The 14,549-nt window shown below is 68.4% G+C and carries 11 protein-coding genes; 5 read left to right on the top strand and 6 right to left on the bottom strand.

The window, feature by feature from the left end:
* The first annotated feature begins 119 nt into the window (after nt 1-119).
* From ACFRMN_RS13525 to ACFRMN_RS13515, 3 genes are all read left to right on the top strand, one after another.
* Nucleotides 120-1,643 carry a M81 family metallopeptidase gene (locus tag ACFRMN_RS13525; protein WP_383017984.1) on the top strand — a complete coding sequence of 508 codons (1,524 nt, stop codon included), beginning with the start codon at nt 120-122 and terminating at the stop codon, nt 1,641-1,643.
* Nucleotides 1,640-2,503 carry a copper homeostasis protein CutC gene (locus ACFRMN_RS13520; RefSeq protein ID WP_383017981.1) on the top strand — a complete coding sequence of 288 codons (864 nt, stop codon included), beginning with the start codon at nt 1,640-1,642 and terminating at the stop codon, nt 2,501-2,503. The genes ACFRMN_RS13525 and ACFRMN_RS13520 overlap by 4 nt, the downstream gene beginning before the upstream one ends.
* A 196-nt stretch (nt 2,504-2,699) precedes the next feature.
* Complete coding sequence (locus ACFRMN_RS13515) at nt 2,700-3,653, top strand: hypothetical protein (RefSeq protein ID WP_383017978.1); 954 nt, start codon at nt 2,700-2,702, stop codon at nt 3,651-3,653.
* Between the two features lie 313 nt (nt 3,654-3,966).
* On the opposite strand, the gene ACFRMN_RS13510 is transcribed toward ACFRMN_RS13515, so the two are convergent.
* The 5 genes from ACFRMN_RS13510 to dmpG all read right to left on the bottom strand — a co-directional run bounded on the left by ACFRMN_RS13510 (nt 3,967) and on the right by dmpG (nt 8,754).
* The gene (locus ACFRMN_RS13510; protein ID WP_383017975.1) at nt 3,967-5,265 is read right to left on the bottom strand and encodes an SDR family NAD(P)-dependent oxidoreductase; all 1,299 of its coding nucleotides are present in this window, start codon (nt 5,263-5,265) and stop codon (nt 3,967-3,969) included.
* Between the two features lie 2 nt (nt 5,266-5,267).
* Nucleotides 5,268-5,663 carry a non-heme iron oxygenase ferredoxin subunit gene (locus tag ACFRMN_RS13505; RefSeq protein ID WP_383017972.1) on the bottom strand — a complete coding sequence of 132 codons (396 nt, stop codon included), beginning with the start codon at nt 5,661-5,663 and terminating at the stop codon, nt 5,268-5,270.
* Nucleotides 5,660-6,226 (bottom strand): aromatic-ring-hydroxylating dioxygenase subunit beta, encoded by a 567-nt coding sequence (locus ACFRMN_RS13500; RefSeq protein WP_383018475.1) that lies wholly within the window; start codon nt 6,224-6,226, stop codon nt 5,660-5,662. The genes ACFRMN_RS13505 and ACFRMN_RS13500 overlap by 4 nt, the downstream gene beginning before the upstream one ends.
* A gap of 5 nt (nt 6,227-6,231) precedes the next feature.
* Nucleotides 6,232-7,569, bottom strand: coding sequence for an aromatic ring-hydroxylating dioxygenase subunit alpha (locus ACFRMN_RS13495; protein ID WP_383017969.1), 1,338 nt, complete (start codon nt 7,567-7,569; stop codon nt 6,232-6,234).
* A gap of 144 nt (nt 7,570-7,713) precedes the next feature.
* Entirely contained in the window at nt 7,714-8,754 is a 1,041-nt protein-coding gene (gene dmpG, locus ACFRMN_RS13490; protein ID WP_383017966.1) for a 4-hydroxy-2-oxovalerate aldolase, read from the bottom strand.
* A 97-nt stretch (nt 8,755-8,851) separates the two neighbouring features.
* Between dmpG and ACFRMN_RS13485 the strand changes: the two genes are divergently transcribed.
* Nucleotides 8,852-9,862: a hypothetical protein gene (locus ACFRMN_RS13485; RefSeq protein ID WP_383017963.1), complete on the top strand. Its 1,011-nt coding sequence runs from the start codon at nt 8,852-8,854 to the stop codon at nt 9,860-9,862.
* On the opposite strand, the gene ACFRMN_RS13480 is transcribed toward ACFRMN_RS13485, so the two are convergent.
* Entirely contained in the window at nt 9,819-10,535 is a 717-nt protein-coding gene (locus tag ACFRMN_RS13480) for a LysR family transcriptional regulator (RefSeq protein WP_383017960.1), read from the bottom strand. The genes ACFRMN_RS13485 and ACFRMN_RS13480 overlap by 44 nt on opposite strands.
* A 321-nt stretch (nt 10,536-10,856) precedes the next feature.
* Here ACFRMN_RS13480 and dnaE point away from each other — a divergent pair, with 321 nt between their 5' ends.
* A complete protein-coding gene (gene dnaE, locus ACFRMN_RS13475) occupies nt 10,857-14,453 on the top strand; it encodes a DNA polymerase III subunit alpha (protein ID WP_383017957.1) in 3,597 nt (1,198 codons plus the stop codon).
* Nucleotides 14,454-14,549: the final 96 nt, after the last annotated feature.

The raw sequence follows: 14,549 nt of genomic DNA, 5'->3' as shown, positions 1-14,549 counted from the left end.
GGCGTTGTCCAGGGGCCACTCCCGAAGTCCCCGCACCCGCCCGGATACCGAAGTCCGCGGCACGCCCCCGTGGCGGACCGCGGAACCAGCCTCACGCACCAGACCCCGTCCGAGGAGCTATGTCGCACACCCGCACCCCCGCCGCCCGCCCGGTCATCGCCGTCGCCGGGCTCGGCATCGAGTCCTCCACCTTCTCCCCGGCCCGCACCGAAGCCCCCGCCTTCCACCCCGCGCGCGGCGCCGGGATCTTCGACCGGTACCCCTTCCTCGCCCCCGGCGAGGAACTGCGTGAGGCCGCCGAATGGCACGGCGCTCTGGTCGGCAAGTCGCTGCCCGGCGGTACCGTCACCGCCGCCGCCTGGACCGGGCTCACCAACGAGCTCATCGAGCGCCTTGCCGCGCTGCCTCCGTTGGACGGCCTCTGGTACGACATCCACGGCGCCATGACCGTGGAGGGGATCGACGACGCCGAGGCCGTGCTGCTGGAGCGGATCCGCGCCACCGTCGGCCCCGACGTGATCGTCTCCACCTCGATGGACCTGCACGGCAACGTCTCCCGCGAACTCGCCCACCGCAGCGACCTGATCACCTGCTACCGGATGGCTCCGCACGAGGACCACATGGAGACCAAGGAGCGTGCCGTCCGCAACCTGGTCGACCTGCTGGCGTCCGGCGCCCCCCGCCCCGTCAAGGCGTGGGTGCCGGTCCCGGTGCTGCTGGCCGGCGAGCAGACCTCCACCCGGATCGAACCCGCGAAGAGCGTGTACGCGGCGGTCGACGAGATCGAGGCCGCCGACGGCGTGACCGACGCCGCCATCTGGGTCGGCTACGCCTGGGCCGACGAACCCCGCAACCGCGCCGTCGTGGTCGTCACCGGCGACGACACGGCGGCGGTCTCGGCCGGGGCCGAACGACTCGCCCGGGGCTTCTGGAACGCCCGCCACGACTTCGACTTCGTCGCCCCGACCGGCACCTACGACGAACTCCTCGACGAGGCCCTCGCCTCCGACCAGCGGCCGTACTTCATCAGCGACACCGGCGACAACCCCACCGCGGGCGGCGCCGGTGACGTCACCTGGGGCCTGACCCGGCTGCTGGAGCGCCCTGAATTCCAGAAAGAGGACGGGCCGACCGTCATCTACGCCTCGGTACCCGGCCCCGCCGCGATCGAGACCGCCGTCGCCGCCGGGGTCGGCGCCACCGTCACCGTCACCGCCGGCGCCGAGGTCGACGACCGGCACGCCGGCCCCGTCACCCTCACCGGCGTGGTCCACGCGATCCGGCACGGCGACCGGGACGCCGAGACCGAGGTCGTCATCCGGGCCGGCAGCGTGTACGCGATCCTCACCAGGCTGCGCAAGCCGTACCACCACGAGCACGACTTCACCGACCTCGACCTCGACCCGCGCTCCGCCGACATCGTGATCGTCAAGATCGGCTACCTGGAGCCCGAGCTGTTCGACATGTCGGTCGGCTGGAAGATGGCCCTCACTCCCGGCGGTGTCGACCAGGACCTGGTGCGCCTCGACCACCGCCGCATCCGCCGCCCGATGTTCCCCTTCGACCGCGACATGGCCGGCCCGGACCTGACAGCCCGTATCATCCCGGCCTCCAACCAGCCGCTCACCGGGGACGACGAATGACCGACCACACCACCCGGCCCCTCGGCCTGCCCCGGGCCGGCGGTTCGGGCCACCCGCAGGCACTGGTGGTGGCCGACGGGGTTGCCGGCCCAGCCGGACCGGTCCGCCGGCCCGCACTGGAGATCGCCGTCACCTCGCCGGCCGGTGCCCGTGTCGCCCTCGACCACGGAGCCGATCGCGTCGAACTCTGCACCGGCCTGGAACTGGGCGGTCTGACCCCGTCGGCCGCCCTCGTCGAGGCGGTCGCCGCCGTGGGCCTGCCGGTGCAGGTCCTGGTCCGCTGCCGACCGGGCGACTTCGTCCACGACGCCGAGGAGATCGCCCTGATGGCCGCCGAGGTGCGGTCCGTGATCGCCTCCGGTGCCTCCGGCGTGGTCGTCGGCGCGCTCACCGCCGACGGCGCCCTCGACACCGACGCCGTCACCCGCCTCGCCGCGGCGGCTCATGACGCGGGCTGCCCCGTCGAGGTGACCCTGCACCGCGCGATCGACCTGTCCACGGACCCGGTCGCCACCGCCGCGCTGTTGCCCGCCCTGGGGCTCACCCGAGTGCTCACCTCCGGCGGCGCTCCGGCCGCCGGAGAAGGTCTCGCCGCGCTCGCCGCCATGGTCGACGCCGCGCCCGGCGTGCAGGTGATGGCGGGCGGCGGGGTGCGCCCCGCCGACATCCCGGCCCTGACCGCCACCGGTATCGCCGCCGTCCACCTCTCCGCGAAGCGCCGCGCCGAACCCCGGCGCGGGGGCGCGTGGATCCCCCTCGGCGCCTCCAGCGCCTCCGCCGAGCAGGACACGTACTTCGTCACCGACCCAGCGATGGTCGCCGAGGCCAGGAGAATGCTGGAATCGCGGGCAACCGGCTGACCGGAACCCCGCCACCGGTGTCCGGACCGGCGTTTAACATCGCCACCGAACGTACCTGGAAGGCTTGCCCGTGACCCGATCCACCCCGCCACGCCCCCGCGACATAGAGGCGGTTTTCCCTGCTCTCGCAGCTCACCGGCGCACAGCAACGCGGCTGCACCCCCGTCACGGCGGGCCCGGAGCGCGGGAGAGCTCGGTGGCGGGCCCCCTGCTGTGGCCGGCCGACGAGGCGTGGCCGGTGTGCACGGCCGTGCACCCGAAAGGTACGGGCCACCTCCTCTCCGATGTGCGGCTGCGCCGTCGGATCGAGGAAGACGCACGGGGACGGGAGTACACCGAGGACGAACAGCGCCTGCTCGACGGCATGAGGCAGGGTGACCACGTTCCGGACCTCAGCGATGGCGACCCGTTGCCGATGCTGGCCATTGCCCAGCTCTACGCACGGGAGGTCCCGGACCTCGTCGGACCCGCGGGCTGCGACCTGCTACAGGTCTTCTGGTGCCCGTTCGAGGAACACGGGGCCGACCGCACCATTGACGTCGTGCTGACATGGCGACGCTCGGTCGACGTCGGCGTGGTACTGACGCCCCAGCCCGAACCTCCGGTGGCCGGTCGCGCGGAATGCGTCCCGACCATGTGCGTCGTGTACCCGGAGCAGGTTGTGGAGCACGAGTACCTCGGGCTGCTGGACGAGGACCTCCAGGAGGAAATCCCCGAATGGGAGGAAGGGCTCCTCGGCGAGGAGGACGACGATGAGGACACTTCCTCCTCGCCGGCGAGCTACGCGACGTATGAGGAGTACGAGGCGGCCATGGCCGCCGCCCGGGCCGAGGAACCGGAAGAGATCGACTATATGAGCGACTTGTCGATCGCCCCCGGCTGGAAGGTCGGAGGCTTCGCCTCCTGGCATCTGACCGATCCCGCTCCGGTCGACTGCCCTGTGTGCGCGACCGCGATGCCGCCCCTGCTCACCGTGGACAAGTGGGAATGTGACGGCGCCTCACGCAGCTGGCTGCCGCTGGAGGACCGGGACGCGGACAACGACCCACGCGTTCTCGACCCGGTCGGTGTCTACCTCGGCCGCGGTCTTATGCGTGTGCACACCTGCCCGACCAATCCGGCCCACCCGCACCGACTGAGCTTCCAATAGACCGTACGGGCAGTGTCGGACAGCACAGCTACTGGCCTTGCCAGTTACTCCATCGAGTCAGATGACCCAGCGGTTTCAACGGCACGGGCATTCTGGTCGAGAAGTCGCCGACTCGACGGACGAGCACGGACGTTGATGCGAAGCTCGTACCCCGGCCAGTACTCCAGTCGCACTTCTCCATATTCCCTGGGCACAGGACCCTTTTGAGTCCAGTCGGCTGACGCGTCGTCACGCGGAGGGAATACGCACCACCGGCCGACCGCCGGGAGCCGCTGGGGAGTGTGACGCCTCATACGGACGCCATCACGGACCGTCAGTCGCTCAGGCACGCTTCGATCATCAGAGCGAGCCGGCGTTCCATCGCGATCAGGGTCTCGGAGGACAGGCCCTCCTCCTCGCCCAGGAGCGCGCCGATGCCGAAGAGGCCGAGGCCCAGGGTCAGGGATTCGAGCAGGCGGATCTTGGCCGCCGCTTCCGGATCCCCGGCGAGGAACTGGCGCCAGTGCCCCCGCACCCTTCGTTCCAGCTCGTGCTTGAGGAGCTTCCCGCCGTCCAGGTCGATGGACCGGACGAGGGCGAGCGCGGGTGTTCTGCGGTCGACGTCCTGCCAGTAGGCCATGAGGTCGGACGCGAATTCACCGACGTCTGTCAGGGGTTGTGCCTCGTCGACGTGGGCCTGGGCCACCAGCTCGAAGAGCGCCCGCTTGGAGACGAAGTACCGGTTGACGAGGGCCGGTGTGACGCCGGCGTCCTCGGCGATGTCCTGGAGGGTCACGTGGGCGAAACCACGTTCCGCGAACCGCCGCGCCGCCGCTCGCAGAATGTCGTTGCGTGTCGCGGCGGAGTCCTTGGCACGGTGTGCGTCGCGCCCCTTCGGACGAGCCCGTCGCGTCCCGTCCGATGGACCTCCGGCAGTCATACGAACCAGTCTGCCACAATCGTCATTCATGTCTTGACAGGCTGGCTCTGGGCCGGGACGCCCGCGGGGCGTGCGAGTCGGCGGGCCAGTGCCCGCAGGTCGGTCGACGGATCCGTGAGCACCTCGGGTGCCACTACGGCGTCCGTGTCGAGGATCGCCTTCGCAGGGGGCGAGTTCGTAGGCCAGTTGCCTCACCAGTCCGACGCCCGCGTGTTTGGAGGCGACGTACAGGGGACCGCCGCCGCGCGGGTAGAACGACGCGTTCGACAACGTGAACACGATCGATCCTCGGGACGCGGTCAGGGCCGGCAGTGCGGCCTTGGCTCCGAGCAGATAGCCCTTCACGTTCACCGCGAACAGTTCGTCGAACCCGGAGGCGAGGGACCGCGGATCGCTCTCGGCGAGCGAGCGGTTGAAGTCCCACAGGCCCGCGTTGCCGATGAACGTGTCGAGTTTTCCCCGCCGGTCGACGGCGGCCTCGCAGGCGCGGAGGTTGTCCTCGTAACTGGTCACGTCACCGACCACGGTGACCACCGACTCGCCGAGTTCGGCCTTGAGTCTGTCGAGCTTCTTCCGCGACCGGTCGAAGGCGACGACGCTCGCGCCCTCGGCGGTGAAGCGGTCGACGATGGCTCGGCCGAGGCCGGATGCGGCTCCGGTGACCACCACGGACGCGTTGTCGAGCCGTGCCATGGTCAGTCCTCCTTCACGAGGTAGTTCCGGGGGAGCGCGACGAAGACGACACCTTCGACGCAGTCCACCGGGTGGACGGCCACGGGCCTGGTGGCCGGGGGTGAGACGACCTCGCCGGTGCGGAGGCTGAACTTGGCCATGTGCAGGGTGCATTCGACGACGCGGCCTTCGACCCACCCGTCCGCGAGCGAGAAGGTCTCGTGCGTACAGGTGTCGTCGATGCAGAACACCTCGCCCTCCGCCGCGAAGACGGAGGTGAGGGGAACGGTGGCGAGCTTTCGCCCTTCGTCCTCCGGGAGTTCGTCCACCGCGCAGGCGCGGACCCATTTGCGGTCCGGGAGGTCGGGGAGGTCGGGCAGGGCCGGGGGAAGCGTGTGCTGGGTCATGGCGCGGCTCACAGGAAGATGCTGATGCTCGGTGCCAGGAGAGTGGTCTGCTCCAGGACGATCTTCCGGGACGCGATCCGGTAGGGGTAGCCGGTGTCCGGGCCGGCGGGGCGCAGGGTGTCGAAGCGTTCGCCGATGAACCATTCCTGGTGACGCTCCAGACGGCTGCGGTAGACGTAGAAGTTGGAGACGACGTCCAGCTCGCCGGATTCCGTGCCCGGGGCCACCCGGATGTTGGTGATGAGCCGGCGGGTGCGGGAGGGCGGCTCCTCGGACCAGGAGATGCCGGAGCTGTAGCGGCGTACCCGGCCGGTCAGGAAGTACTTGTCGTCGTCGATGAGGGCGCTCTCGTCCTCGCCGGCGATCTCGTGGTGGCGTTCCCGGTTGGTGCGGGTGGTCCGGGTGGGCAGCCAGTAGTGGACGTCCTCGGTGAAGAGGTCGATCCACTCCTGGAAGCGGCGCCGGTCGAGGAGTTCGGCCTCGGCGTACAGGAACTGCTCGACGTCGTGCTGGGTCTGCAGGCCGGTGGTGCGGAACACCGTGGCCGGCGTCTCGGTGCGGTCGATGGTCGTCATAGTGGTCACGCCTCCTCTGCGAGGGCGGAGTCCGCGGCGTCCCGTGCTCGGTCCGGCTTCTGGATCTGCGCCCAGGGCGTGCCGGTGACCAGGTCGCGCCACCGGCGGTAGAAGCCGCGCGCCGCGTGCTCGGCGTACACATGGTTGGACGAGCCGGGCAGACCGTGGACGTCCTGCTCGTCGTGGCCGAGGCCCATGCCCGTGTGGAACTTGGTGGTACGGGCCTTGTGACCGCGCAGCACCTGCTGGATCTCGGTCCAGTTCTCGCCGTCGTCGGTCTCGAACGACCCGGCCGGGCTGAACGTCCGCTGGGTCATCTTCCGCATCTCCGCCTTGACGTCGTCCGGAGCGTCCTTGGGGCGGTAGCTCCAGGCCCATACCTCGATCTGCCCGGGTCCACGCGGGTGCCACACCCGCATCGTGGAGAGGCCGAAGGCGAGCCAGGAGAAGTTCGGGAAGATCGTGTTGTGGTTGTTCACCTTCAGCACCCGGTCGATCCCGACCTGCTCGATGTGCTCCTCTTCCTTGGTTTTCATCCAGGCGTACGTGGCGTCTCCGAGGTACGGCGCCGGCATGACGGCCCGCGGGCTGAAGAAGCCCCCGGACCCGTGTCCGTTGGCGCCGAACTGGCGGCCGGGGGCGTTCTGGTTGGGGTTGCCGCCGGAGGCGTTGGGATCGTCCGTCAGCGCCAGCATCGCCGAGGCGTGCGAGACGGGCGCGTGGTACATGTCGCCGGCGAACTGCTCGGCGGCGAACTTCCAGTTGCAGTCGATGACCCACTTGGTGGTTCCGGGCGCCAGTTCCAGGCCGCCGGCGAAGCGGTCGACGACCGCGTCGAAGTAGAAGGCCATGTCGCCGAGGTAGTCCTCGAACTCGGGGGTCTCCTCCGACCAGGTGCCGAAGTAGAAGCCCCGGTAGTTCGCGATCCGAGGGACCTTCAGAGCGCCCCACTCGCTCTTGTCGATCTCGTTGCGGTAGGCCACCTCCTCCAGCGGTACGTTGATCAGGTCGCCCGCCAGGTCGTAGGCCCACCCGTGGTACGTGCAGGTGAAGGTCTTGCTGGTGCCGGCGTCCGTCCGGCAGATCCTCATGCCCCGGTGCCGGCACTGGTTCAGGAACGCCTTCACGGACCCGTCCCGCTGCCGGACCACCAAAACCGGGTCCTCGGCCATGTACGTCTGGATGAAGCTGCCCGGCTTCGGCAGCTGGGAGTCGTGGGCGAGGAACAGCCAGGTCCGCCCGAAGACGTGCTCCAGCTCGCGCTCGTACAGGTCCTGATCCGTGTAGATCCGCGGATCGTTCCATCCCCGATCGGGGTCGACCATGGTGTTCAGGTCAATCATGTCCGCTCCTGGTGGAGGCGATGCGACTCTTTCGAAGAGAAGCCTGCGGCAGCGGGTCCGGAAGGCGAACAGTCCCGTTCTAAGGGGTGGAACGGATCGGCGCCGTATCGTCGGACCGGACCCGCGGGCGGGGGATTTGCCTGGTCAGGCGGCGGGGGTGCGTGCGGCGAGCAGGGTGAGGGCGATATCGATGATCATGTCTTCCTGGCCGCCTACCAGCCCTCGCCGGCCGCACTCCATGAGGAGGTCGCGGACGTCGACGCCGTAGCGCCGGGAGGCGTTCTCGGCGTGACGCAGAAAGGACGAGTAGACACCGGCGTAGCCGAGGGTGAGGGTTTCTCGATCGACCCGGACCGGCCGGTCCTGCAAGGGTCTGACCAGGTCGTCGGCGGCGTCCTGGAGTTTGAACAGATCGCAGCCGTGCCGGAGTCCGGACAGGTCGGCGACGGCGATGAACGCCTCGATGGGGCAGTTGCCCGCGCCCGCGCCATGGCCGGCGAGGGACGCGTCGACCCGGTACACACCGTTCTCGACGGCGACGACCGAGTTGGCGACGGACAGGGAAAGGTTCTCGTGGGCGTGGATGCCGATCTCGGTCGCCGGGTCCAGGACGTCTCGGTACGCGCGGACCCTGGCCTCGACGTCCTTCATGGTGAGCCGGCCGCCGGAGTCGGTGACGTACACACAGTGCGCGCCGTAGGACTCCATCAGCGTGGCCTGCCGGGCCAGTTCCCGAGGCTCGGCCATGTGGGAGAGCATCAGGAAGCCCGACACGTCCATCCCGATCTCGCGGACGGGCTTGAGATATCCGCCGCGGGTATAGCTGGTGGCGGTAGAGGCGCCGGTGGTGTCGTTGACGTTGCGGCCGTAGGAGTTGATCTCCTTCTCCCCGTAGTAGGCCATGGCGTCGGAGTGCGGGTCCACGACGTAGTCGAGGTTCCAGCGCCAGGCCTGCCGGCACCAGGAGTCCTTGAAGGCGGCGGCGTGGCATGGTTCCCCGGCCTGGTTGCCGAAAGCCGGCACGGTCCAGGTGGAGTTGGTCTCCGGCTTGCCCTCGACCCAGCTGGGCAGCCGGTACTCGCCGTTGTCGTCCCCGTTACCCCGGTTGGAACTGGTGAGCTTGACGGCCTTGGTGCCGTCATCGCTCTCGATTTCTGCGCCCCCATCATCCGCATCGAGGGGCATGCCCGCAGGGGCGACGTATGGTGACGACAAACCCACCCACCGGCGGCAGTTCTACTGGCCCAGCCGTTACTCCCCGGACACGGACTAGGACAAGCACGTGAACTACCCGCGCGTATCCGCACGACTGCTCACCCGTGAGTTCCTGCCCGGTATCACCGACGCGCTGGAGAACACCGACGGCTGGCTGCTGCGCGACGGCGCACACTGGCTCGTGACCCGCCACGAGGGCACGATCGTTGTCGGCAGGGTCGGCACCGATCCGTCCCGGGTACTCGCCGACCGCACCACGTGGACCAACCCGGCTCCAAACGACCCCAGCCAGTACTGCTCGCCGCTGCCCGACGGCGCCCTGGCCATCAGCACCCGGGAGGCCGTCACTGTCTACGAGACCGGCGGAACCATCCGGTGGGAACACCGCCACCGGGACTGGCAGCATTCGCCCGAGGCCGCTGGCGCGTGCACGGCCGACCCAGCCGGCCAGGTAGTTCTGGCGACCATGGCCGGATCCCTCGGACCCGACGGGCTCTCCGCAGGCGACATCTGCCGCGCCCTCGACCTGGCCACCGGCGAAGTGCTCGCCGAGCACGTCCTGCCGTCCTTCTCAGCGACGTACGCCTTCCAGCAGTTCCCGGACGCACGCCCCGAGGCCCTGCTCACCGCCTCCATGGGCCAGGACGGCGCCCACTGCCTCCTGGTCAGCTACACGGCCGGCGGGCTCGACGTCCGGGCGGCGGGCACCGCCGAGGAACCCCACGTCGGCCTGGGCACGGACGGGGTGCTGGTCAGCCAGGACGTCGGCGGCGGATACCTCTGCCGCACGCAGGACGGCGCCGACGACGTCATCATCGAAGCTGGCGACGTACTGCCCGAGGACTGGGTCTTCGTCGGCTACACCCCTGGCTTCGTCGACGACAAGCGGATCCTGGTCGTGGCGGCCGAGGAACAGTGGGCGGAGCAGGGCACGCACCTCCTCCTCGACGCACGCACGCTCAGGCCCATCGCCGAACTCGACTACCCACAGGCCCGGGGGGCTCGGGCTGTACCGCTGGGCGACGGCACATGGCTCACCCACGACCAAGAGAGAGTCCAGCGCTGGACCACAGACTGACCCAACCAGCGCGTCCGACAAGATCATCGTCCAGGACCTCGCCTGGGTCGTCTCCGCGCTGCTCCAGATCCTCGAACTCCGGCGCGGCGTCCCCGCCAAGGGCCACCTGGCCGTCGGGCATCTCCCCGTCCGGATGATCACCAATGGCGCCGTCGACCGCACCGTCCACGGCTGGATCGCCGACGAACAGAGCCGGTAGACCGTCAAGAACAGCCTCGCCGTCCTCGTCCGCGTCATGGAGCAGGCCGTCCGCGACGGGCTGATCACCATCAACCCGGCCCGGGTCACCGCCGCCGCCAGACCGGCTGGTCCCCAACTGGTCCCCAAGAAAGACGGAAAGGCCCAGCCACACCCCGCTGTACCGCGCCGTACCATTTCCTCCCCGCGCCCGCGCATCGACGCCGCTGTCGCCCAGCTCCGCGCGGAGGGGCATGAGATCCGCGACGCGGAGCTGAGGTGGGTGCGGGTTGTCGGTGCGCCGGAGCAGTGGTCGATGGTGAGCCCGAACGCGGTGGCGAGTTCGTCGTAGTAGGCGGCCCACTCGGTGGTCCTTCTCCAGCACGGCGATGCGCTTGGAGACGGCCTGCGGGGTGATCGACAGGCTGGTGGCGGCTTCCTGGAACTGTCCCTCGTCCACGGCCGTGACGAAGGTGTACACGGCAGTGAGGTCCACGCCGGCCACCCTAGGTGATCAACCAATGGTTGAGTCGTAGGGGTGAAATGGTTGTTTGATTCCCTTGCGTACTGGCCGCTTTGATGTCTCTGGTCAACGTGTGGTGTTGCGGGGCGGTGCGACAGGGGGCGATTGCCCAGACAGGTTCGATGCTGCTGGTCACCCCGTCCACGCGATCACACCGCGACGGACCGAGTAGCCCGCCCATCTGCCGATGCCGATGCCGATGCCGGTGCGGCCGGTCGGTCGGTCGCTGGCAAGGTCACCATCGCGGCTCTGGTCGGGGTGGGGCTTCCTACTCACCGCGGAGGCAACTCACCCGTGCCGGATTCTTTCGTTCACCTGCACAATCACACCGAATATTCGATGCTGGACGGTGCGCAGAAGCTCAAGCCGATGTTCGCCGAGGTGGCCCGGCAGCAGATGCCTGCGATTGCCATGAGCGATCACGGCAACATGTTCGGCGCCTATGAATTCGCGCAGGTCGCGAAGGGCTTCGAGGGCATCACGCCGATCATCGGTATCGAGGCGTACGTAGCGCCTTCCTCCCGTTTCGGCCGGAAGCAGGAGTTCTGGGGGCCGGGAGGCCGCCGCGCCGTGAGCGATGACGGTGAGGGATCGAAAGACGTCTCGGGTGGCGGCCGTTTCACCCATATGACCATGTGGGCGCGGAACGTCCAGGGCCTGCGGAACCTGTTCTGGCTCAGCACACAGGCCAGCTACGAGGGACAGTTCCCGGTCGGTAAGCCGCGCATGGACCGCGAGCTGATCGCTGAGCGGCCGGACGGCATCATCGCCACCACCGGTTGTCCCTCCGGCGAGATCCAGACCCGGCTGCGGCTGAACCAGTACGGCGAGGCGAAGGCCGCCGCTGCGGCTTACCAGGAGGTCTTCGGCCGCGAGAACTACTTCCTGGAACTGATGGACCACGGCCTGGACATCGAACGCAACGCCCGCGACGGCCTGTTGCGGCTGGCCAAGGAGCTGAGCATCCCTCTCCTGGCCACCAACGACGCGCACTACGTCACCGAGGACCAGGCCGACGCCCACGACAGCCTGCTGTGCATCGGTGTCGGCAAGAACAAAGATGACCCGAAGCGCTTCCGCTTCAACGGCTCCGGCTACTACCTCAAGACCGCCGCCGAGATGCGCAGGCTCTTCTCGGATCTTCCCGAAGCCTGCGACAACACCCTGCTGGTCGCCGAGCGCATCGAGTCCTATGACGAGGTCTTCGACCACGTCGACGAGATGCCGCAGTTCCCGGACGTTCCCGAGGGTGAAACCCAGGAGTCGTGGCTGCGGAAGGAAGTCCTCGCGGGCCTGGCGATGCGCTACGGGAACCCGGTTCCCCAGCACGTCCTGGACCGCTTCGAGACCGAGATGACGGTCATCGGCCCCATGGGCTTCAGCTCCTACTTCCTCGTCGTGGCGGACATTTGCCGCCATGCCCGGGAGAACAAGATCCCCCTCGGCCCGGGCCGAGGCTCTGCCACCGGCTCCATCGTGGCGTACGCCACTCGCATCACCGAACTGTGCCCTCTGGAGCACGGCCTGCTGTTCGAACGGTTCCTCAACCCCGAGCGCATCAACCCTCCGGATGTGGACCTCGACTTCGACGACCGCCAGCGCGACAGAATGGTCCGCTACGTCACCGAGAAGTACGGCGACGAGTACACCGCCATGGTGAACACGTTCGGCAAGATCAAGGCCAAGAACGCGACCAAGGACTCCTCACGCATCCTGGGCTACCCCTACTCCCACGGTGAGCGGATCACCAAGGCGCTCCCGCCGGACCAGAACGGCAAGTCAGCCCCGCTGGCGGCCGTCTTCGACCCCTCTCACGAGCGGTATGGCGAGGCCGGCGAGCTCCGGCAGATGTATGACAACGAGCCGGACGTGAAGCGGGTCATGGACACGGCGCGCGGGGTGGAGGGCCTGACCCGCGGCACCGGTGTGCACGCCGCCGCGGTGATCCTCTCCAAGACGAAGCTGACCGACCGCATCCCGCTGCACATGCGTGCTTCGGACGGCGTGAAGATCACCGGGTTCGACTACCCGTCATGCGAGGCGATGGGCTTGGTCAAGATGGATTTCCTGGGGCTGAGGAACCTGGGCGTGATCGATCAGGCCATTGAGAACATCCGCGAGAACCGTGGCATCAGCCTGGCCACCGTGGACCCCCTGGACGGTGACCCCTCCACCGTGGTGATCCCGTTGGACGACGCCAAGACGTACCAGCTGCTGGCCGAAGGCAATACGTTTGGTGTGTTCCAGCTCGACGGCGGCGGCATGCGGGTCCTGCTGAAACAGATGGAACCCACCCGGTTCGAAGATATCGCCGCGGTCAACGCCCTCTACCGCCCCGGCCCCATGGCGGCGAACGCACACACCGATTACGCGCACCGTAAGACAGGCCGCCAGAAGATCACCCCGATCCACCCCGAGCTGCGCGACGCCCTGGAACCGATCCTCGGCAACACCTTTCATCTGCTCGTCTACCAGGAGCAGATCATGGCCATCGCCCGGGAACTGGCCGGCTACACCCTCGGCGGCGCCGACCTGCTGCGCCGCGCGATGGGCAAGAAGAAGCCGGAGGTGCTGGCCGCCGAGTGGGACAAGTTCCACGACGGCATGCAGGGCAACGGATTCAGCGAGGAAGCCACCAAGGCGCTGTGGGACGTCATGCTCCCGTTCTCCGGCTATGCGTTCAACAAGTCCCACACCGCCGGCTACGGCCTCGTCTCCTACTGGACCGCGTACCTGAAGGCGAACTACCCGGCCGAATACATGGCCGCCCTGCTCACCTCGGTGGGCGACGACAAGGACAAGGCCGCGATCTACCTGGCCGACGCCCGCAAGAACGGCGTCCGGGTCCTTCAGCCCGACGTGAACGAGTCCGTCGCGGAGTTCACCGCCGTCGGCGACGACGTGCGGTTCGGACTGCGGTCCGTACGCAACGTCGGCGACAATGTCATCGAGGCCATCGCCGGTGCCCGCCGCGGTAAGGGCAAGTTCACTTCCTTCCCCGACTTCCTGGACAAGGCCGACCTGCCCGCACTGAACAAGAGGGCCGTCGAATCCCTGATCAAAGCCGGCACCTTCGACTCCCTGGGGCATACGCGTAAGGGCCTGACCGCCATCCACGAAGACGCCATCGACGCCATCATTCCCGTGAAGAAGGCAGCCGGCTTCGGTCAGGACGACCTCTTCGCCGATCTCAGCGGAGAAGGCAGCGACGAACCGGCCTTCGGCCTGGACTTCCCCATCGACGACACCGAGTGGCCCCGCCGCCGGCTCCTGGCGACCGAACGCGAGATGCTGGGACTGTACGTCTCCGCCCACCCACTGGACGGCGCCGAGCACATCCTCACCGGAGCCCGGGACTGCTCCATCGCCGAACTTCTCACCTCCGGCCGCACCACCGGAGACATCCAGCTCTCCGGGCTGATCACCGGCATCCAGCTCAAGATGACCAGACAGGGCAACGCGTGGGCCATCGTGAACCTCGCAGACCGCGACGCCGGCATCGAGGTCCTCTTCTTCCCCGCCTCCTACCAGCTCGTGCAACACGCGCTGGCCGAGGACAACGTCATCTCCGTCAGAGGCAAGATCGAAGACCGCGACGGTACGGTGAACATCTTCGGCAGAGAACTGACGATGCTGGACGTGTCCTCGGCCGAACACGGCGGGAAACCTCCCGTACGACTTGAACTCCCCGCCCACCGGGTCACGGAGCGGTCCGTGAGCGAACTGAAGAGAATCCTCGCGGCCCACCCGGGCGACAGCCCAGTCCGTCTCAGCGTCCGTGGCACACGCAAAACCACCGTCTACGCCCTGCAAGCCAGGGTGAACGCCACCACCATCGCCTCCGACGTGAAAGGCACCTTCGGAGCCGAAGCATGGGCGGGCACCGCATGATGCCAAGGACCGCCAGGTGGGATGCCATCGAGCCGCGGACATCGGCTCCCGTCGCGCCCGGTGTGCTCTTCACGCGCGCAAGTCAACGGCGCAGCC

The sequence above is a fragment of the Streptomyces sp. NPDC056835 genome, from assembly GCF_042789485.1.
In the GTDB taxonomy this organism is placed as follows: Bacteria; Actinomycetota; Actinomycetes; order Streptomycetales; family Streptomycetaceae; genus Streptomyces.
This window is presented reverse-complemented; position numbering and strand designations above follow the sequence as displayed.